At 36.0% G+C, this 21,246-nt stretch carries 19 protein-coding genes, 1 tRNA gene and 1 other RNA gene; 15 read left to right on the top strand and 6 right to left on the bottom strand.

From position 1 onward, the window contains the following. Positions 1-205 precede the first annotated feature (205 nt). Both BTR_RS07735 and BTR_RS07730 read left to right on the top strand, forming a co-directional pair. Positions 206-406 (top strand): helix-turn-helix transcriptional regulator, encoded by a 201-nt coding sequence (locus tag BTR_RS07735; RefSeq protein WP_012232078.1) that lies wholly within the window; start codon positions 206-208, stop codon positions 404-406. 444 nt (positions 407-850) lie between these two features. Further along, positions 851-1,312, top strand: coding sequence for a YcgN family cysteine cluster protein (locus BTR_RS07730; protein ID WP_012232077.1), 462 nt, complete (start codon positions 851-853; stop codon positions 1,310-1,312). Between the two features lie 29 nt (positions 1,313-1,341). On the opposite strand, the gene BTR_RS07725 is transcribed toward BTR_RS07730, so the two are convergent. Further along, positions 1,342-2,085 carry an SIMPL domain-containing protein gene (locus tag BTR_RS07725; protein ID WP_012232076.1) on the bottom strand — a complete coding sequence of 248 codons (744 nt, stop codon included), beginning with the start codon at positions 2,083-2,085 and terminating at the stop codon, positions 1,342-1,344. A 168-nt stretch (positions 2,086-2,253) separates the two neighbouring features. Between BTR_RS07725 and BTR_RS07720 the strand changes: the two genes are divergently transcribed. Further along, positions 2,254-2,330: transfer RNA gene (locus BTR_RS07720), tRNA-Ile, on the top strand. A 1,444-nt stretch (positions 2,331-3,774) separates the two neighbouring features. After that, positions 3,775-3,957 carry a hypothetical protein gene (locus BTR_RS13475; protein WP_081458166.1) on the top strand — a complete coding sequence of 61 codons (183 nt, stop codon included), beginning with the start codon at positions 3,775-3,777 and terminating at the stop codon, positions 3,955-3,957. Here BTR_RS13475 and BTR_RS07715 read toward each other — a convergent pair. Continuing rightward, positions 3,881-4,195 (bottom strand): helix-turn-helix domain-containing protein, encoded by a 315-nt coding sequence (locus BTR_RS07715; RefSeq protein WP_005773173.1) that lies wholly within the window; start codon positions 4,193-4,195, stop codon positions 3,881-3,883. The two genes, BTR_RS13475 and BTR_RS07715, sit on opposite strands and share 77 nt — an antisense overlap. Before the next feature lie 476 nt (positions 4,196-4,671). Between BTR_RS07715 and BTR_RS13065 the strand changes: the two genes are divergently transcribed. Next, complete coding sequence (locus BTR_RS13065; RefSeq protein ID WP_162467691.1) at positions 4,672-4,965, top strand: hypothetical protein; 294 nt, start codon at positions 4,672-4,674, stop codon at positions 4,963-4,965. Between the two features lie 550 nt (positions 4,966-5,515). After that, a complete protein-coding gene (locus BTR_RS07700; protein WP_012232074.1) occupies positions 5,516-5,827 on the top strand; it encodes a hypothetical protein in 312 nt (103 codons plus the stop codon). Between the two features lie 766 nt (positions 5,828-6,593). Here BTR_RS07700 and BTR_RS07695 read toward each other — a convergent pair. Both BTR_RS07695 and BTR_RS07690 read right to left on the bottom strand, forming a co-directional pair. Next, a complete protein-coding gene (locus BTR_RS07695; protein ID WP_012232073.1) occupies positions 6,594-6,773 on the bottom strand; it encodes a YegP family protein in 180 nt (59 codons plus the stop codon). A gap of 386 nt (positions 6,774-7,159) precedes the next feature. Continuing rightward, complete coding sequence (locus BTR_RS07690; protein WP_012232072.1) at positions 7,160-7,699, bottom strand: helix-turn-helix domain-containing protein; 540 nt, start codon at positions 7,697-7,699, stop codon at positions 7,160-7,162. Between the two features lie 365 nt (positions 7,700-8,064). On the opposite strand from BTR_RS07690, the gene BTR_RS07685 reads away from it, so the two are divergent. Then, a complete protein-coding gene (locus BTR_RS07685; RefSeq protein WP_012232071.1) occupies positions 8,065-9,114 on the top strand; it encodes a DUF475 domain-containing protein in 1,050 nt (349 codons plus the stop codon). Between the two features lie 374 nt (positions 9,115-9,488). On the opposite strand, the gene pncA is transcribed toward BTR_RS07685, so the two are convergent. Together pncA and BTR_RS07675 are read right to left on the bottom strand one after the other, a co-directional pair. Continuing rightward, positions 9,489-10,097 carry a bifunctional nicotinamidase/pyrazinamidase gene (gene pncA / locus BTR_RS07680; protein ID WP_012232070.1) on the bottom strand — a complete coding sequence of 203 codons (609 nt, stop codon included), beginning with the start codon at positions 10,095-10,097 and terminating at the stop codon, positions 9,489-9,491. Positions 10,098-10,143: 46 nt separating this feature from the next. Beyond that, positions 10,144-10,680, bottom strand: coding sequence for a hypothetical protein (locus BTR_RS07675; protein WP_012232069.1), 537 nt, complete (start codon positions 10,678-10,680; stop codon positions 10,144-10,146). Between the two features lie 162 nt (positions 10,681-10,842). On the opposite strand from BTR_RS07675, the gene ettA reads away from it, so the two are divergent. The 8 genes from ettA (at position 10,843) to BTR_RS07640 (ending at position 21,229) form a co-directional block, all read left to right on the top strand. Then, complete coding sequence (ettA, locus tag BTR_RS07670; RefSeq protein ID WP_012232068.1) at positions 10,843-12,492, top strand: energy-dependent translational throttle protein EttA; 1,650 nt, start codon at positions 10,843-10,845, stop codon at positions 12,490-12,492. 641 nt (positions 12,493-13,133) lie between these two features. Next, positions 13,134-14,072, top strand: a complete 939-nt coding sequence (locus BTR_RS07665; protein WP_012232067.1) for an ArsR/SmtB family transcription factor — start codon at positions 13,134-13,136, stop codon at positions 14,070-14,072. 995 nt (positions 14,073-15,067) lie between these two features. Then, positions 15,068-15,448, top strand: coding sequence for a hypothetical protein (locus tag BTR_RS07660; protein ID WP_012232066.1), 381 nt, complete (start codon positions 15,068-15,070; stop codon positions 15,446-15,448). Positions 15,449-16,838: 1,390 nt separating this feature from the next. Beyond that, complete coding sequence (locus tag BTR_RS07655) at positions 16,839-17,348, top strand: lytic transglycosylase domain-containing protein (protein ID WP_012232065.1); 510 nt, start codon at positions 16,839-16,841, stop codon at positions 17,346-17,348. 84 nt (positions 17,349-17,432) lie between these two features. Continuing rightward, an RNA gene (gene rnpB, locus BTR_RS12035) (RNase P RNA component class A) lies at positions 17,433-17,823 on the top strand. 264 nt (positions 17,824-18,087) lie between these two features. Next, on the top strand, positions 18,088-19,086 hold the full coding sequence (gene rsmH / locus BTR_RS07650) for a 16S rRNA (cytosine(1402)-N(4))-methyltransferase RsmH (RefSeq protein WP_012232064.1): 999 nt from the start codon (positions 18,088-18,090) through the stop codon (positions 19,084-19,086). Then, on the top strand, positions 19,083-19,490 hold the full coding sequence (gene ftsL / locus BTR_RS07645; RefSeq protein WP_012232063.1) for a cell division protein FtsL: 408 nt from the start codon (positions 19,083-19,085) through the stop codon (positions 19,488-19,490). Before rsmH ends, ftsL begins: the two co-directional genes overlap by 4 nt. Then, complete coding sequence (locus BTR_RS07640) at positions 19,487-21,229, top strand: peptidoglycan D,D-transpeptidase FtsI family protein (protein ID WP_012232062.1); 1,743 nt, start codon at positions 19,487-19,489, stop codon at positions 21,227-21,229. The genes ftsL and BTR_RS07640 overlap by 4 nt, the downstream gene beginning before the upstream one ends. Positions 21,230-21,246: the final 17 nt, after the last annotated feature.

The following is a 21,246-nucleotide window of genomic DNA, read 5'->3' as shown; positions in this document are numbered from 1 at the left end:
TATGGGGTGCATAACCCCATGATCTGTGGATAACTTTAGCTCTCTCCTCTCTCATTCGCTCTCAATAAGACTCATAAATTATCACATTACAAATTATATGATAAAATATTGTTTTTTATAAATAAAATACCTTAAAAATGAACCAAAATGTGCTTAATAAATGCTTATGATTTGTTTCCATTTTTGAAAATGAAAGGATTTTATTATGACAGAAAATGATCTTCTTTTAACGGACCGTGAAAGTGCAAAATTGCTTCACATGAGTGTCTCAACATTCCGCCGCCATGTTACCAATGGCTCTCTCCCAAAACCTTTAAAATTTGGTTTTTTATCCCGTTGGTTACAATCGGATCTTTTGAATGTCATCGAACAAGCAAAACAGCAACGTCAAAGTGACGCGGCATAAAAAAAACTTGTCACGTAGGGATAGATATAGGGCAAAGAATGTTTATGGAGTAGAGGGGGCTTTCAAGAAATGAACGACAAAATATTATCTTGGCTAGAGCGATGCGTTTCTTAAGAGATAGGATATCTTAAGAAGATTTAATAGCACAGTGTGCTGTCTTTTTGATGAGAAAGGTGTATTTTTTGCAGAATATTTTATCTCTTTAGGTGACGCATTTCATTCTTTGTCCGTTCACAAAGGAATTTTTTAATAGGTTACGTTCATTTATTATATGCGCTATTTTTTGAATACGCCCTTTTTTAGATAAATTTTAAGAAAATTCTATGAAGTACGTATTGAGTTGAATTTTTTAAGAGACAGAAATAGATGGGATGATAGAAATTAAACTTTTAATTTTTTCTTTTTTTATCGATTGTCTTAATTAAAAAAGGTGTGTCCGAGTTTATGAGTGGAGAACTTCCTTTTTGGAAAGTAAAAAAATTAGAAGAGCTTTCCTTCTCAGAGTGGGAGAGCCTTTGTGATGGCTGTGGTCGTTGTTGTCTCCATAAAGTTGAGGATGATGATACGGGTGATCTGTACGCAACCAGTATTGCTTGTCGTCTTTTAGATGGGGAAACTTGCCAGTGTCGAGACTATGTTCATCGTAAATCAATTGTACCAGATTGTATATCGTTAGACATTACAACCGTTAAAACAGCGCGTTGGCTTCCAGAAAGTTGTGCTTATAAGTTAATTCATGAAGGAAAAGATCTTCCATGGTGGCATCCATTGGTATCAGGAGATTATCAAACGGTGCATAAAGTACACATTTCCGCACGCGGATATATAGAAATCTACGAAGATGAATTATCATCTGAAGAAGATTATCTCACTCATATTACTGGTCTTCTATGTGAAAGCCAGTAATATGAGTGCTTTATACAATGGTTGGTGCTTTAATCGATCGCAAAGACGACAGTGACAGTCACATTATAATTTAATTCACCCCCTGCAAAATTTGTGTCTGCGTAGCTTGCATCAGCTGCTCTACTCATGAGACGCGGTGTTGGGTGGTAGTAATCCTCTTTTTCATTAATTTTAATAATTTTCCCTAATTTTAAATCAGCCGCTTGTGCTATTGTTTGCGCTTTTTCAATGGCTTCAGTAATGGCTTTTTTACGTGCTTCTTGATAAAATGGCTTCGTATCTGCATTGGTAAAAGTAATGCCATTCACTGAATTAACCCCCAGTGTCATCGCTTGGTCAAAGATTTTACCAGCGTTGCTAAGATCACGAATGCGCACGGTTAAAGAATTTGAAACATGATAGAGTTTTTCATTACTCTTTTTTTCGTGATGTTTATCGGCATGAGATTGATAAATAGATAAGCCCGATGTTTGTAAATCATTTGCTTGGATGCCATTGCTTTTAAAGGCATTTACAATATCATTCATAGATTTATTATTCGCGGCTAATGCTTTTTGAGCAGTTTTATCATCAGTAACAACGGCGAGATTAATAATCGCCATATCCGGTGCAGCTTGACTTTCTCCGGTTGCAGTTACTGTAATCGTTGCATCTCTTTTATTGTCTTCAGCATAAGCACGCACACCCGCCAATGAAGCGGCTAAGAGTGTGAATGTTAATATGGCTATTTTAACCAAAGAACTCTTCAGTGGTTGAGTTTTCTTTTCTATCATATCTATTCCTTTACATTTGTCATCACTATTCTCTCATTTTTGAGAGTTCTTGTAAAGAAATTAGGGCGTTAGAAAAAAAACCAATAGAAAAGAGAAAAAGATGGGTTATAATTCGGGTCAGCTCTTGTATCATAGAGCATTTTAGTTTAGAGAAAGACCACCTATGTGGGGCCTGTAGCTCAATTGGTTAGAGCCAGCGGCTCATAACCGCTTGGTTGGGGGTTCGAGTCCCTCCGGGCCCACCAATGGGGAATTATCCAAGAGAAAAATGGATAGCTTCGTAAAAGTTTGGCGATTCTGTATCTTTCGTTCTTTTGATTTATTTCTCTGTTTATTCTGAATTCTTTTGTCGTTTTTTTGTTGCACTATTTTTCTATAAGTTACTTTAATATATGAAGTGATGATAGACTTTTCGGTCTCATAAAAGAAACGCTTTCATTTACAACATTGAAGCATCTGGATTAAGTTGATATGTGTTGCTTGTTCGCTTCCTTAATTTATATGCTGTTTTTTATTTTTTCTGTGTGATGTTCTTCAAAAGCGGGAGGTTAACACCTTTATGAGGTGAGTTATGCATGTTCTACAAATGGGTTTGATCCACAAAAACAATGCTGAATTTTGTGCTTGTTCATAAAAAAAGTCCTGAAAATAGAGAGTTCAAATCCGCTTTCTTTGAATGATCTTTACGTCTTTGAGATATTTGAATAATATCATCATGATAAAAGATTGTATATGAAAGGGTATGATAGAGGTTTATAGGAAGCATGGGAGTAGAGATGGTAATATTTGTTGATATTTTTTACCATTGTATGTTTTCTGTCTAATGCTCAAATTATAGTTTTTACGTCATTCAAGTTGTTATTGAAATCACAAGATCTTTTTTGATTTTACTCTTATAAGGTATTGGCAGTATTTCGGTAAACTTTGCTCTTTTTTATGTTGCTTAAAATCTTCTCGTATTGATTGTGAAGAGAGCTTTCTCTTTTCTGCAAAATGACTGGTAAGGGAGGTGATTTTTTGTTGGAAAAGTACCTTTCTTCTTCAAAGATCATCACTCTTCATTTACGTGAGAGAATTTCTTCTTTGTTGTAAATTCTACAATTTACGTACGGAGATCATGGGTGATGATTCATTGTATCTCTTTAACATTGTCATTTTTATTCATGATAGAGAATCAGTATTTAAACAGTGTTTGCAGAGGGGCGATTGCCTTGTAAATGCGTTAATCGTTTTTCTTTAGGTGGCGCGGCTGTCTATAAGAACTTATTCCTATAACATTGTTATATTCTTGCTTTGCAATATTGCTTAAAAAACATAGATGATGCTATGTAAAATAAAATTATGACTACATTTTTCTTTTAAAATAAGCTTTTTCGTGTCCTCTTATTAAAGCGTTCAGGATTATCTTCAGAGATATTTTCGTGTTAATTTGTTATTGGTTCGAATCATAAGATTTGCGTAACATTATTCGCGTTGTTGATAGATCATACCAATTTTCATAAGAAGGTCTGGATCAAGCGATGCTTTCTGTTTCACCATGGTATATAACGCATAGAATTTTATCTGATTTTATAAAATCGGTTTGTACACAATTGCTTCTATACTGCCTATTGCAAATATTTTTTTCTAAGGTATGAGATATTTTTAAACGCTTTAGCGTTATATAATTTGACAATACGGAGTATCACTATGAAGAATAATGAAAAATTTGAGACGGCTTTATCGGATATTATTGTGAAATGGGAGTCTTTATCGACATCTCAAAAGCAAGCGATATTGGATAGAGTAGAAAATTCTACAACTGCTTCTCATTCAACAGAACATTTAAAGCCTCAATCTTCTTTTTATCTCCAGACGAAATCAAAGCTATAAGTTTTAGGTCTTCATCGGAGATGTTGAAGCCAGTTATGACATATATGGCACTAGCATTTCCGAGTGTGTTGAGAATAGCCATAAGTTTATCGACTGAAGGTCGCTTTCCTCCTTTTATCATTTGTTGGACATAGTTTTGTCCACAGCCTGCTGCTCTGCTTATTTCGATCATCGTTCGTCCGTCACTTTTTATCAATTCAATTAAGCGTTGGAACCAATCTTTTTCAGTCTTTGTCATTTTTAGACCTTTACACATTTACGCTATAGCGTTAATATTGCGTCGCGAATCCAGAATATATGATACAAGGAGCGTGAAAATATCCATGCGTAGCTCTTCGCTAATGAAGCATATAGAGTTGTTTTTAACTAATAACAAAATGTCCCCATACACTTTTAGATTCGAATCAGTAAAAATGGTTCCTTAGTTCCACGGTTGTGAAGAAATCAGCACGTATACCGGAAACGGTGATACGCACGCGTATGTTCATGAGATTTCGCTATGATAGTATACGTAGCAGCATTATAAATCAAGATATACCCCAACATCAGCATTTGTAAAAAATTCTGTGTTAAGCCGGTATGTGAGCATATAACGAAGCTTTACAACATTAAGAGACAAGATCGTGATTGGAGAAAAAACATAAATTCATAGGTTTAAAAAGCCCATTTCTCTTTTATTGTAATAAATTAGGTCACTATCAAATGGTATGTCGTATGTGTGCGTTCAAAAACTTTGGAAATATCAAAAAAAGTGATTTTGGTGTTTTTATAGAACACAAAAATAATTTGAAGTATGAAGGTGGTCGTTTGGCACAATGTGATACACGCGATCAATGCTCTTATGAGGATGGGGGGGCTTTTGATGATGCGACAGTTTATAATAAAGTTTGTGTTTTTGAGGGTATTTTTGTTTATGACAATGCGCTAATGTATTGGTTGTCTAGGGAGGAGCCAAGAATTTGCATGTTTACGAAAGGGGGAACTTTATTGTCATTTGAATATGAGTAGAGAGGCATATGTTTACACGAATGTAGTCGTTTTAGGGCAAATTTTGAATACTCAATATATTGAAGTTTGTAGTAATACTCGTGATTATAGAAAGTCTCGTGTTTTTAGGGATGCTTTGGTTTGTGGTGATGTAAAGATTTGTGGGAAGGTAAAACTTTTACAGAAAAGCTGCGCTTTGTAAGACAGAAGATTTTTGTAATAATGAAAAAACTCCCACATACAGCCATATTCCATATAGTGTAAAAGAGGATAGGAACGTTTCGGGGAAGGTGGATATTGATTTTATCACGTTGTTCGTTTTGTTGGAAGTTTCTTATTTTTTATATTTTGGATCAATAAATATGTCGCAAATAATTGGTGAGAGCATCTAGACTTAGCTGCTTTCAGGGTGTTTTTTTGCGTCATTTATCAATGTTTTAATGGAGAAAATACGAATGCCGAGGGTGATTATTCGCACTTGGAGTATGTGTTTTATTGCCTTCTTTTTTGATGGAGGATGAAACAAAACAAATTGCTTACGTCACTTGAGCGGCAATGAGAGGAGATCAAAATGAATATAAACGAAATTTTATTGGGAGCAATGATGGTTGTTTTGTTGTTCAGCGGGATTATATTTCGATTTGCTTTATATTATCGCGGTCAAATTAAAGCTCTAAAAGAGGAATCCAGAAGGATAAAGCATGAGTTTTTAAGGGATTCTATGAAGATGACTGAAGAACGAGATAGAGTTCTTAGAGAGCAGAATATGGTGATTAAAAGACGCGAGCAAGCAATTGAAAAACTGAAAAAACAAATTAAGAAATATGAAGAAAATGAAAAAAAATATCAAAAAGGACCTAAATCTGAAAATGATAGAGAGTGATATGTATTCATATTGCGCATCAAATTTATGCATTAAAGGATTTCGAGATGAGTTAGAAGGATTGAAAATAATGAGAGAGAGACTTTTATGAAATCCATTACGATGCTTGTGGAGAGATTGTATTGAAAGGGAATATTCAAGTACTCTGATCTATAATTTATAAAATCATTAAAGTTGATAGAAAGGTAGCTGTTGGCAGCAAAATAAAAGTTTATGATTGTGCCCCAGTTTATCGCTATACTGGGGATATTTAAAAAGGGTATCTATACGATTCAGCAATTGTAGAAAACAATTTTGCGCGTTTCTTTTGTGTTTTAGCTATAATGTTGCGATAGTTTTAATTAATAGGCATAAAAAATTGCATGATAATAAAAGTAAGGAGATATTTGTTTTTTATGAAGATGAAGGGGGATAAGTCAGTCATGATTATCCGATACACAGAATAGGAAGGTGAACGTAAAAGATATTGATATCTAGGAACGCAATCACATTCCTAATTTATGATTCATTTTCTCTTCCTAGGTATTTTTATGAAAAGATACAAAACTTGAGGGGGGAGGCTTCATGATAAGGGTTATCAAAACTCACTTATGTTTAAAACAAACATATATCCCGCAAAAATTTAATTGTTATTTATATATGTTTAAAGTAACACAAAAACTTCTCTTTCATTGAGAAAAAACCAGTCATTTTATTATTTGCTACAAAAACGTAACCCCAAATCCCATTTATACAAATTAAATTCCTATCTTAATGGTAAAGAATGCTAAGATTGCAGTTCTCTAATAAGAGCTTTATGGGTAATTTCTTTGATTTGTTCAATATTCATGAGGATATCTTGTTTTGTTGGATACCCTTTACTAGAAAAAGCAACTTTTTGTGCATCTCCCGAGATTAAACGCCAATACCATTGATTGTGAACTCCTTGAAACACCTCAAAATACATGTTTCCCACCTCATAAAATAGCTGATAATTTTCAGGATAAATACTCGACTAACCCATTTACGAATACTAATGTATGTCTCTATAGGAAGTCGTCAACATATTCCCCTTAAATTTTCTGACCTTTAAAAATAATTTCTATGAGAGCTACTAACTTTTTAACAAGAAAAAAAAATTTGTCAATAAGATGTGGATGAGAATTTTATACTATAAAATTATTTCTTTTAATTTAATAGTACTATATGTTCATTTTCAATAGCAATATTTTTCTTTTATAGAGATAAATTTTATAGAACACACAACTTCTCACCAGCATGGATAAAGGAAAAATACTTCTCTCCATACTGGTTATACTTAGTCATTTCTTGTTTTTCTTTTAAAATGGACGTTTATTGATTCGCTATAACTTCTTTTTGGGATACGCTTCGAATGAGTAAATCAATAAATAAGCTAAGGGTATAAGAATTAGCCATTTTGGCTTTCATATCGATCAGAGAGGTTGCAGTTCTAGGGTTAGGGCCGTTTGATAAACCTTGTCTTGACAAATATTGCTGCAATTTTTCATAAGAGCTGTCGATTTTTTCCTGATTTGGTTTTTCATTACGATCGCACTTTGCAAGTGTTTCTTCTAGTCCCTCAATTTTTTTAATAAAATAATTCCAATCAAAATCACCTTTTGTATATTCGGCGTCAAACATTTTTCCTTGTCCGGTTAAAAGCCAATTAATGTTGACACCATATAACGTGCGGTATGTTTGTAAGACACTAAGATTGGGTTCTCTTTCTCCACGCTCATAAAAAGCAATAGAATTTTTTGTCATACTAAAACTTTTAGCTAAGGTTTCACGCGATGGATCGCCTAAAGCAAGACGTACATAACGTAAACGTTTTCCAAATATGGTTTTTGATTCAGTTTCAGGACGTGCCACGAATTATCTCCCTCAGTAAATCATCATGGTATAAATTATTAAATAATAAAAGCACACTATGTATTAATATTCTATCACATAATGTCAATATTTATTGTTTTAATTTTTCTTTATTTTTTTATTTTTATGGATAAAAAATAATCTCTCAACTCTATTGTATTGACGATTAATATTCATTTCAAAACAAAATTCTCTGTTTACAGGATTTATCTCTTGCTTTTTTTGAGAAAATTTTCATGTAACTTTACCATATATACTTTATACACCTCTGCATTAAGAGATGCAACTTTAAAGAGCTACAAACTTTCAATTTGCATTATGTGTATGCTGTAGACGAATGAGAAAATAAACATTGAGGAATGATCATGGCCCTATTACGCTATTTTGGGTTTGCTTTTTTTTTCACGATTATTGGTGTCTTTTTAGGAGGGGCTATTGGTTGGTTTGAAACGGGAAGTATTACTGGTTTTCTTAAATATTTTTTTATTTGCTGTGTTTTAGGGGTTTTGGAAATTTCTTTATCTTTTGATAATTCTATTATCAATGCACGTGTTCTTGGTCGAATGGATCCGTTATGGCGTCGTCGTTTTCTTATATGGGGTATTCTGATCGCTGTATTTGGAATGCGGATTGTTTTTCCATTATTGGTGGTTGTCGTTGCTGTTGGAATTAATCCAATTGCGGCAGTTAAATTAGCGATAGGAGAACCCCATCGATATGCCGAAGTCTTAACCGATGCGCATATGGGAATTGCCGCTTTTGGAGGAACTTTCCTTATGATGGTTGGCTTAAAATATTTTTTTGATTCTGAAAAAGAGGTGCATTGGCTTAGTGTTATAGAGAGATCTGCTCAAAAATTGGGGGCGCTTGTTGGGATTGATATTGCAATTGTTTTGATTTTGATTTTATTCGTGTCAGGGCAGATTGTTGCAGAGGATAGAGTCACTTTTTTATTAGCAGCCCTCTATGGGCTTTTGACTTTTATAGGTGTTGAAGCTGTCGGTCATCTCTTGGATGCTCCTAAAAAGACTTTGACGACAGTGGCTCAAGGGGGACTAGGGGCGTTCCTTTATTTAGAAGTTCTTGATGCGAGTTTTTCTTTCGATGGTGTGGTTGGTGCTTTTGCCTTTTCACATAACCTTTTTATTATCGCAATTGGTCTTGGTATTGGTGCATTTTACGTTCGTTCTATGACAATTATGTTGGTTGAATCAGGGACATTGTTGCATTATCGTTATTTGGAGCATGGTGCTTTTTATGCAATTTTAGTTCTTGCCGTGATTATGTATCTGCAAACAATTATACCGGTTCCTGAAGTTTTAACAGGACTTGTGGGAATTTGTATTATTGGAATAGCATTGTATTCTTCGATTCGTTTTAAGCATCGTCAATTGGAGAAACATGTTGTATCTTAAGTAATGGAGATTTCATGCTTTTGTTTATTGCATATTCCCAATAGAAGGGAACTTTCATGCAAAACAAAATGCTATCGTTTTTTTTGATTGACGTCTTTATTTTAGAGTTGAAGCCATGGCATGATTCTTCCCATGAAGGGAGTAATTTAAAATCTCTTGGATAACTTTGGCTTAAATACAAGGTGCGAAGGGATGCTATACTTTTTACCAGTTTTCAGTACGACGACAGCTTTTATATTTAACGATTCATAAGAAGTATTTTTTTTGCGTTCTTGAATGATTTTTACTTCTATATTTATCTTATTTATGCTGTGTAAGAGAATAATTTATTTCTTATAAATTAGTGCCTCATAATAGATAGTTAGAAATAATATTTAAGAATTCATTAACAGTTCGATACCAGCTTCGTTCATCGTTTTAAGCATTGTGTTCAGGGATTCGTTTACATCAATACCAGCGCAGGCATTTAATGAAACACTGACTTTAAAACCACATTGTATGGCGTGAAGAGCAGAAAATCCAACACAAAAATCTGTTGCTAAGCCGCACATAACAAGCTTGGTAAAACCGTGTTCTTTGAGATAAACTTGTAAACCTGTTGGTGTTTTTTGATCATTTTCAAGAAAAGCAGAATAGCTATCCATATTTTGATTATAGCCTTTTCTAAGGATAAGTTGTGCCTTTTCCACTCTGAGAGATGGATAAAACTCTGCTCCTTGTGTTCCTTGTATGCAATGATCAGGCCAAAGTATTTGAGCACCATAGTCAAGATCAATGGTATCATAGGGCTTTTTTTCAGGATAGGTGGAAGCAAAGCTGCAGTGGTTCTTGGGATGCCAATCTTGGGTTAAGATAACGTGGTCAAAATGATGGATAAGATTATTGACAGCAGGTAAAATAGTATCACCTTGTGGTACTGCAAGTGCTCCACCGGGTAAGAAGTCATTTTGAACATCAATGACGAGTAAGGCTTCTTTTTTCATAAATATATTCCTATAGGAGGTGAGCTTTTATCGTATTTTTAAAAAGCTATATTTCGTCTTGAAGTTTTGAAATGATTTGTTGGATATTGATCTTATTTTTGCAATTATCAAGCCAAAAGAGAGGAATGGATAAGTTTTTACAATTCATTTTATAGTTTTTTACGAAGTGTAACCACATACCAATGGGAAGTGCACTGTAGTCATTTGTTGCGACATGTTTGTGCAAAGCCTTCATGATCATTGGGCTTGGGACATCAGATCCCATAAGGCGGCGGTCGTTTTGTAAACGCAATTTAAGCCACATCAAGGCAAGAGGTGAAGTCCATTGTTTCCCGTAACAAAAAATTGATGAAAAAAGGGAAGGTTTTTTTACTGCGTAATATAAAGCCCATAAAGCAAAAAAAGAAGGTGCATAGAGAATTACTTTTCTTTTTGGTTCTATATTACATTGATAGGTTGGTTTAATACGGTAAAAGTGTAATGTGATATCTGGTATAGAAAAGAGAGGCAATGTTTGGTAACAGGTTTCAGGTACAGCTAAAAAGATTTGCTTTTTGCTTCTTGAGGAGATGTTTTTTTGCATTTAGGACCAGACTGGGGCTTGTGAGATTAGAAAAAATGTACCAATATTAAAGCGAAAAGCTTTTGAAATGGTGTAAGCTTTGTTTACTGTACAGTTTCAAAAAGCGAAAGCAGTTTTTTCAAAATCCTAATCTTTGATATCGCATAATATAAAGAGAAATTTATGGCACGTCAATTTATCTACCATATGGCTGGGCTCAACAAGTCTTACGGCAATAAAAAAATTTTAGAAAATATTCATTTGTCTTTTTATCCAGATGCGAAGATCGGTATTTTAGGACCAAATGGTGCAGGTAAATCAACTATTTTACGTATTATGGCTGGGCTCGATAAGGAATATACGGGAGAAGCATGGCTTTCTGAAGGAGCACGTTGTGGCTATCTCCCACAAGAGCCTGTGCTTGATGCAAGCAAAGATGTGCGTGCTAATGTGATGGAGGGTGTTGCAGATAAACAGGCCATTCTTGAGCGTTATAACGAATTGATGATGAATTATAGCGAGGAAACGGCTGATGAAAGTGCAAGGCTTCAGGATATTATTGACAGTCAGAATCTTTGGGATTTAGAAAGTCAAGTGGATATGGCAATGGCTGCTCTTGGTTGTCCACCAGCTGAGGGGGATGTGACAAAACTTTCGGGTGGTGAAAAGCGGCGTGTGGCGCTTTGTAAATTGCTTTTGTCAAAACCTGATTTGTTGCTTTTGGATGAACCGACAAACCATTTAGATGCTGAAACGACAGCTTGGCTTGAAAGGCATCTGCGTGAATATCCTGGTGCTGTGCTTTTGATAACCCATGATCGTTATTTTCTCGACAATGTCACAGGTTGGATTTTAGAATTAGATCGCGGTAGAAGTATCCCTTATGAGGGGAACTATTCCGCCTATTTGGGGGCTAAAGCCAAGCGTTTGGCTCAAGAGGGTCGTGAAGAGGCTGCGCGTCAACGTGCTTTATCACGTGAGCAAGAATGGATTGCTTCTAGTCCAAAAGGGCGACAGGCAAAGTCAAAAGCGCGGATTAAAGCTTATGATGAGTTGGTTCAGGCGGCACGTGAACGCCGTCCTGGAGAAGCGCAAATCATTATTCCTATTGGAGAAAGATTAGGTCAGGTTGTCATTGAAGTTGATCATCTCTCTAAAGCTTATGGCGAACGTGTGTTGATTGATTCTCTCTCTTTTAAACTTCCTGCTGGGGGTATTGTCGGCGTTATTGGGCCCAATGGTATGGGAAAGTCGACCTTGTTTAAAATGTTGACAGGGCAAGAACAGCCCGATTCAGGTCAAATACGTATCGGTGAAACAGTTCACATGAGTTATGTGGATCAGAGTCGCGATTCCTTGGCGGGTGATAAAACTGTTTGGGAGGAGATTTCTGGTGGAAATGACATCATTAAGTTAGGCAAATATGAGATGAATAGTCGTGCTTATTGCGGGGCTTTTAATTTCAAGGGGGCCGATCAGCAGCAGAAAGTGGCAAATTTATCAGGAGGGCAGCGCAATCGCGTCCATTTAGCAAAACTTCTAAAAGAAGGGGGGAATGTGCTTCTTCTTGATGAACCGACAAATGATCTGGATACTGAAACGTTGGGTGCATTGGAAGATGCATTAGAAAATTTCGCTGGTTGTGCCGTGATCATATCGCACGATCGTATGTTTCTTGATCGATTGGCAACGCATATTTTAGCCTTTGAAGGTGATGGCCATGTGGAATGGTTTGAAGGTAATTTTGCTGAATATGAGGCTGATAAAGTTCGCCGTCTTGGGGTTGAATCCCTTAATTCTAAGCACGCAAATTATAAGCCTCTTACACGCTAGAATTTCTTATCTTATGGAAATTTGATTGAGAAGATAGTGTGCTTTTGTGCTTATGTTATTCATCAATAATGTCGTGTGTATTCCTTGGAAGTTTTTATTCATGGGAAAGAGGAGAGGCTCTTTATGACCCCATGCGTCAATAAAGCTATATTTGTAAAATTGCCATGAAGAGGGGAAATCTTTTTATGAAAAGTGCTATTCTGCAAGTGCTCTGGTCCTTGAGCATTAGTGTCTTTACTTAAAAAAACTATAAGTTGAAACTATTCTCTCCCAATGTTGGATATTTTTTTTTGAGATAGCTATAAGAGGCATTTCACTCATTGTCTGTGTTTTTTGTTCATAGGCAGCCATTTCTGAGGTGCAAGAGAATAGTTTAATTGATTCACCATGAATAGTTTGAAATCGGAAAAAATGACGATACTTTAGCCTTTTATTTAAGTTAAAAATGATGAATATTTATTATAAATCAATATGTTAGAATTACTTATGGGCAATGGGATAGGATCTGTTCATCTTTTACAGTAGGTTATTTTTTTCATAGTATGATAAAATAGCGGGAACGAAATAGATGAGAATATGCGCATTAAGCTTGACTTTTTTTTCTATAAACAAATGTTTATAGGAAGGTTTAGGGGGTAATTATGAAAAAAAGTGCAAGTTTAGATGCAATGATTGTGCTGCTGAAAGCGGTAGCAGAAGTGGATCATTTACGTGTTCTTAGACTCTTGCATCATGAAGATTTAACAATTCCTGATTTTATTTTTATCCTTGATCAGTCGCAAGCGTGTATATCACGATATTTATATTTATTGTGCGAAGCACGATTGATTAAGCGTTATCAGAAGGGAGGTTATCTTTATTTTAAGCTTTGTCATGATTTTTGGGGTAAAGACATTGTGATGAGCATTCTTTCGTCTTTGCCAAAGCATGATGTGTTGTTAGCGCATGATTTAGAACGTTTGAAGGATGTCAAAAAGCAGTGTCAAAAAACGAGGAAGAAGCATTTTTTACAAAATATGTCGCAATGGGATCTCTTACGATCGTCCTATATGGCAGATCACAGTGTGGAAAATGCTTTACTTAAAATCGTGGGTGATAAGCCATTTCAGACGATGCTAAATATTGGAATAGGGGGAGATTCTGTCTTAAAATTGTTTTCTGATCTTTATACGCATGCGATTGAAATCGTGCTTGATCGTGATGTTTTGCATTTGCCTGTTGAAGAGACAGCTTTTGATTTAGTCATTCTTCATTGGGTTTTACATTTTCTTGAAAACCCTGAAATGGTTCTTCATAAGATATCAGGTGTTTTGCGTCCTCATGGGCGTTTATTGATTGTGGATTTTAGTTATCATAAAGCTAAATCTTCACATTCTGATCAAGCGCATATGGGGTTTGGATTTTCGGCTTTACAAATAGAACAATGGCTTAAAAATACGGGACTTGTTTTAGAACAAACGATTTGTCTTACGCCTATACAAAGTAAAAACAGTGAGGCGTGTGTGGTGACACTTTGGCTTGCTCGTGATCCCCGTTTATTGGTTGATGATATCAAAGATAAAAAAGTAGATTTTGCATAAGTCGCGTTCGTTAACGTGCTTTATTCTCTGATTTTCTAAACACATATAGGAACGTGGTGGCTATTGTAAGGTAGCTTATCGTTATTGGGAATGATCATAGGATATGATTCGAAATAAATACCTTTAGAGGTTTCATTTTTTTTGTAAGCTGTTTAAATTCTTCATGGATGTTGTTGTGTAAGAGATTGGACAATATTTTTAAATGATCATTTTCAGAAAATTTCATGAAGGTAGATAAGACTTTTCTCTCTCTAATTGATTGTTTTAATTTAAATAATTCATATTTTCTTTTGAACAGACGTTTCTGCTGTTATTGCACAAGATTAAAAAACGACGTTTTTCTTTCGTGGTGATCGCTGTTGGACAAGTGATTCTGCTGATTCTATGTTTTATTTTTATAAGGTAAATATATGCGGATTACTTGTTTTTTAATTATGATCACCAGTGTTGTGAGAGAGATTATTATAAAAAACTATAATGGCTGTCGATTCTGATTGATGTTTCTTGGAATAAAATTGCTTCAAATTGGGTCATTTTGAATTTTTTTTGCCTAAATTTTACCATTTTTAAACAATTTATAATTCTTTTGTGTTTTTTTGCATAGAAGATGATAAGAATTTCTTGTTGTTTAAAGCATTTTATTCCATAGCAAAGATATTGCATCGGCTATCTTAGTGGTTGATGTGAGAGGACGATCGGGGAACCTCCTCCCCCCCCCCCCCGCGTGGATCCCCTAGATTGTCTGGCCTGACTGAGGATTTCCTCAGTCAGGTTTTTTGTAAATTGTTTTTAGGGGTTTGTAAGGTGTTCTCAGGAGCCTTAAAAAGCATGGTGTTTACTGTTGTATAGCATCTCGTATTAGGGGGATAAGAGTTTATTGAGTGGTTTGTGTTATCGAGTTCATTTTTGATGATGCGAGTTTTTCTTTATTGAAAAATCGTTGAATGTTATAAAGAGAATCCGTATTTGATTCTATAATCTTTAGGTAAGAGATAATGGGATTTTTCTCCAATCGTGTTGCTTTAATTTTATTTGTGTTTCTTATTTTTGGCGCTTGCATTCTTGCTTCTCGCAGCGTTGTTGTTCACAAGTTTCTCTCTGGCTACATTTCTTCTTCTTCTTCTCAGCAGGTTGAGGTAACAGAGGAGTTGTTGCTAGAGAGATGGGCGATGGCTTTCCCAGATATTATCGTGCACCTTTCTAAGATGAATCCTCAGCAACAAGAACAGTTTATTGAGCAAGTGCGTCGCGATGCGGTTTCATTTGCTTCTGAAAGTGGTCAGAGTCGTGAGAAGGCGAATAAGTTTGGTGAAACTGTTGCTATGGCTCTCTCAAAAGCGATGTCTCGTCCTTCCATTGCGAATGCTTATTTTTAACTATTTTTTAAATTGCGTTTTTGGGTTTTACTTTAAGGGGCAGAGCTTTTTGTGAAGTTTTACAAAGCGTGAGGGGAATAATCAATTTGTAAGGTAATTAGCAAAATTTATCTTATCCAAAAGGGTATCAATCAGAGTATAAAAATAAGGCTGCGATCATTACAAGAGTGGTCGCAAGTTTATCGATAGCGCTTCAGATTAATTCGCATTATCAATGTTTACAACGACAAAAGGAATAAAAAACAGCTCAAATCGAGGCAGTATTTTCATAAAGGGTGAGAATAATCTGAGAGCGCTCGTTTGTAGAATAGAAAATGAATAAATTGCTGTAAGAAAACGTGTTAAGCGCATTTTATATACCAGTTATTTTTTAGTTTGATAGAGAAGATAGAAAATTCTCAAAAGGCTTGAGTTTTCTTTTTCTTGCAGACTTTAGGATGTTGATTCGCTTGCATGGTGTCTGGAGATGCGGCGTAAGGTTGATAAGATGTTAATCTGGGATAAAGCAAAAGATACTTGGATGAGGATGAGAGGTCCATTTTCCTTCAAAAGGCTTTAGGGGATTGCATTTTCGAGAATTTAAAAAGACAGACAAAAATAATCGTTAAGCTTTGTTGTAGAAACAAAGAAGGATATGATTTTGTAATGGTCATTTATCATTTTTGAGAACATCGAATTGAATATAGTGAAATTCTCCCATTTCAAATTTATTCATGGTGAAGCAATCAAAATTAGTTGCTTGTACATTAAAGCGGGGAGCGGCGTGGTTTAAAGAAAGAAGTAAAAAGCTTTTTTTGAGTCATCTCAAATATCAAAGGCTATTGTAATATTTTAAAATGCGTAAAAAGTATGAGGATTTTGCATATCTATATAGGTTTTGCGATTGGCTTTGCTTGATGGTTTATTGGGTATTAAAGAGTATGGTGAGCATTTATTGGCGAGGGGAAAGCATTGATAACGATTTTTATTTTTTTGAAATTTTTGCAATATCGAGGATCTTCGATAAAGATTGTCTTGTCTCTGCATTGCTTTGTGGAATTGATCTTAATAAAGAATTTAATCGTCATTTATAAAAAATATTATGTTTATTTAAATTGCTATTTTTGTACTATAGAAATTGAGTGATACAAAAGAAGTAATAGAGATGGATAGAGTATATCATTTTATTGAATATACTATAAGATTAAAGTAGTCTCTTTATTTTTTTTATTTTATGATATAGAGAAATCTATAATTTGTGCATAAAGGGATTTTCTTTTGCTGCAGAATTTTATCTTGAAATTGTCTTAGTATTTCCTTTTTCAAGCCGTTCTTTTGCTTTCTTTTTTTGTACAATACGCTTGCAAATTATTTGCAGATAGAATTTGAGAAGGTTGTGAAGAGAAAGAAAATGCAATTTTTGAACATCTTATTAAATACAGCGTGTGCTGTATTTTTTGTATTTGATATAAGCTGGACTCAGAGTGCCTTAAACGTTTCAGAATCAAAAGAAAACTCAGTGATTGTTTCTTCTAAGACATCTGCTCGTCCTTATGAGTTTCTTATTCAGAAACTTGCAACTAAGCATAATGTTCCCGTTAATTTAGCGCATGCTGTTGTAAAAGTTGAAAGTAATTATAAGGCACGCATAAAAGGGGCCGCGGGCGAAATAGGTTTGATGCAAATAAAACCCTCTACGGCACGAGGGTTGGGCTTTAGTGGTTCTGTAAAAGATTTGTACGATCCTGCGACTAATCTTGAATATGGTATGCGTTATTTGGCACGGGCCTATAAACTCAGTGGGGGAAGTACGTGTGGTACAATTCTTAAGTATAATGCAGGTCATGCAGCAAAAAAAATGAATTCCATTTCGGCAAAATATTGCGCAAAAGTGAAAATGTATTTGGCTTCATTAAAATAAAAACATCTTTATCAAAGAGATTGACTATAAAATATTTTAAGATGCTATTTTCACGGAGCAGAAAATGTTTTATAAATTAATGTGTCAGTCGGCTGGGCAGCCGCGCTTGTCCAATGCTGAAAAGCGGCAGGTGAGGAAAGTCCGGGCTCCATGGAAAGACGGTGCCGGGTAACACCCGGCGGGGGTGACCCTAGGGAAAGTGCCACAGAAAGCAAACCGCCTATTTTTATAGGTAAGGGTGAAAGGGTGGAGTAAGAGCCCACCGCACATTCAGTAATGAATGTGGCAAGGTAAACCCCACCGGGAGCAAGACCAAATAGAAATGACGTGCAAGATTTAATTTGCAGCCAATTTCCGGGCGAGTCATTCGGGTAGGTTGCACGAGGCGGGTGGTAACATCCGTCCCAGATGAATGGTTGCCATGTAAAGTACAAGCTTTACACTACAGAACCCGGCTTATAGGCCGACTGATATTTTATGGATAATACGCGATATTTTGTATGTTCAATGACATATGGTCTTTTATGGAGTTTGTGTTTTAAATGAACACTTGAATGAAAGAGTGTTTTAAAAAACTATAACATTTCTTTAAGTATAATACGTTAGGATGTGTCTTGGAATATCTTTAACTTTTTTCTTTCATGGTTATGTATATGAAAGTTGAGGGTTCGTTATTCTGGTATCGGTTGCCATGAGGGCGCTGTTGATTTGAAACAGTATAACTTCAAGACGGATTATTTTGACAAAACAAGATCAAAGAGCTGAACGCCATATTCCAGTGTTGTTGCAGCCAGTTTTGGCTGGGCTTATGCCATTGGTTGGTGCAAAAGTGATTGATGGCACCTTTGGTGCTGGTGGTTATACGCGTGCTTTGTTAAAGGCAGGGGCACAAGTGATTGCTCTTGATCGTGATCCTCATGCCATTGCTGCGGGACAATCCCTTGTTGATGAATTTTTTCCACGGCTTCGTTTGGTCCATATGGAATTTTCACAGCTCGATCGTGTTGTTGAAGAGAAGGTGGATGCGGTTATTTTGGATATTGGTGTCTCTTCAATGCAGCTTGACGAAGCAGAAAGAGGCTTTTCTTTTCAAAAAGATGGTCCCTTAGATATGCGAATGGCTCAGACGGGTTTTTCAGCCAGTGATGTTGTCAATCATTTAAAAGCAAAGGATTTAGCGCGTATTTTTAAGATATTAGGAGAAGAGCGTTATGCAGGGCGAATTGCACGAATGATTGAAAAGCGTCGTGCTGTTCAGCCTTTTTTGCGTACGGGTGATTTAGCCTATGCTATTGAAGCGTTGGTAGGGCGTAAGCCAGGAGATCGCATTCATCCTGCAACACGTGTCTTTCAGGCTCTTCGTATCTATGTTAATGATGAAATTGGTGAATTAGCGCGTGGTTTATTTGCTGCTGAACGCGTTTTAAAAGCTGGAGGCCGTTTGGGGGTTGTCAGTTTTCATTCTCTTGAAGATCGTATGGTTAAAAGATTTTTTGTCTCTCGTTCTGGAGAAGGTATGAGATCACGCCATTTACCTGAAATAAAGCATTCTCCAGCAACATTTTTCCCTTTGTTTAAAGGGGGAATAACGGCAAATAAAGAGGAATTACAGCAGAATCCTCGTTCACGTTCTGCAAGATTGCGTATGGGGGTGCGGACTAACGCAGAGGCTCTTGCGGAAGATATGAAATTATTTGGTTTAGCAGAAATTGCCAGTTTTGAAGGTGGCAAGAAATGACAGTTTTCCGTACATTTGATATGATTTTAGTGATGATTATGATTTGTATGGCAGGGCTTACTTATAAAGTAAAATATGATGTTCAAAAACGAATGAGCGAAGTTCGTCACCTTGAGCAGGAAATTGCTGCTGCAAAAAATACGGTGAGTTTGCTTCATGCTGAGTGGGCTGTCATGATAAAGCCTTCACGTATGCAAAAACTTGCGAAACGTTATCAAAAAGAACTTGAGTTAGAAGTTATACAGCCACGTCAAATCGTGGAGTTTAAAGACATTCCGGTACGGGAACACGATCCAATTGAAGAATTGATTAAACAAAATATCTTGGAAGATAATCAAGATATTTGGGCAAATAATCGGGCTTCTCAAATCAATCGCGTTGTTCAAAAAGGCGTACAGCAATGAAATCGACCTTTTTATTCTCACAAAAAAAAAAGTGCTTAAAGAATTCATTGAATAATCATAATGTTTCTGTTCGTCGTCCCTATTCTAGTCGTCCACGTTTGCTTTTTTCGTTGTTCTGCTTTTTAATTTTATATGGCATCATGGGGGCTTGCCTGATTTCTTATGGGGTGGAAGGTGGTCAGATTGAAGAAGCTAGGGGACCAGGCGTTCTTCCATTGATGGCACGGCCTGATATTGTTGATCGTAATGGTCGTTTATTAGCAACAGATATTAAAACCTATTCACTTTTTGCTGAGCCACGACGTATTATTGATGTGGATGAAACAATTGAATTGCTCTCAACAGTTTTGCCTGATCTGAATTGGCAGGAAACTTATAAGCGTTTAAAAAGAAAAACCGGTTTTTCTTGGATACAGCGTGGGTTAACGCCCATGCAGAAGACGCAAATTATGGCTCTTGGTATTCCAGGAATTGGTTTTCGGACTGAAATTCGTCGTTTTTATCCCGATGGACCTATAACCTCCCATATTCTCGGCATGGTCAATGTGGATAATCAGGGTATTGCAGGTATGGAAAAATATATCGATGATACGGGGTTGAGTGCTCTGCGTGCTGCTGGTCTTGCTATGGAAGAATCATTAAAACAAGTTCATCTTTCGATTGATGTGCGTGTTCAGGCAATTGTTCATGATGAACTTATTCAGGCTATGAAGCGTTATAAGGCAATTGCTGCAGGCGCTGTTATTTTAAATATCCATACGGGGGAAGTTTTGGCTTTGGCATCACTCCCAGATTTTGATCCTGGAAATCCTATTGAAGCTTTAAAAAGTGATCGTCTTAATCGGATGACGGCTGGAACTTTTGAAATGGGATCAATCATTAAAAGTTTTACGACAGCCATGGCCCTTGATTCCAATATTTTTCATTTAAACAGTATTATTGATGCTTCAAAGCCCATAAAAGCAAGTAGTGGCTATACGATTCATGATTTTCATGGAAAAAATCGTCCATTAACATTATGGGAGGTTTTTATTTATTCTTCCAATATTGGTTCTGCTAAAGAGGCATTAGCGATAGGGATTGATAAACATCGTGATTTTTTGCAAAAATTGGGGCTTTTGGATCGTCTCACAACAGAGTTGCCTGAAATCGCTCATCCTATTGTACCACATCATTGGAAGGATATCCATTCTATGACAATTTCTTTTGGGCATGGTATGGCAACAACACCCTTGCAAACAGCTGTTGGGGCTGCTGCTTTAATGAATGGTGGTTGGTTGATTGCGCCGACATTTTTAAAACGGACAAAAGAACAAACTTTGCACCATGCAAAACAGGTTTTGCAGGCTAAAACAAGTCAAAATATGCGTTACCTTTATCAATTAAATAGTGATATTGGTTCTGGACGTAATGCAAAAGTAGAAGGTTATCGGGTGGGTGGAAAGACAGGAACAGCTGAGAAAGTTGAAAATGGAAAATATTCTAAGACAAAAAATTTCAATAGTTTTCTGGCTGCTTTTCCGATTGATGATCCTGCTTATGTTGTTTTAACAATTATTGATGAACCTAAGCCAGAAGAGGGAAAAAATTCCGCAACAGCAGGGATGAATGCCGGACCAATGCTTGCTAATATTGTTCGTCGCTCAGCAAGTTTTCTTGGTGTAAAGCCCGATTTTAAAAAAGAATATGAGTCTCTTTTAGGTAAAAAGAGCCATTCAAGTTTCGTTAAACAACGGTAAAATGAATATAAAGGTGC

Source organism: Bartonella tribocorum CIP 105476 (assembly GCF_000196435.1).
GTDB lineage: Bacteria > Pseudomonadota > Alphaproteobacteria > Rhizobiales > Rhizobiaceae > Bartonella > Bartonella tribocorum.
The sequence above is the reverse complement of the archived record's forward strand: the minus strand, read 5'-3'. Positions and strand labels throughout refer to the sequence as shown.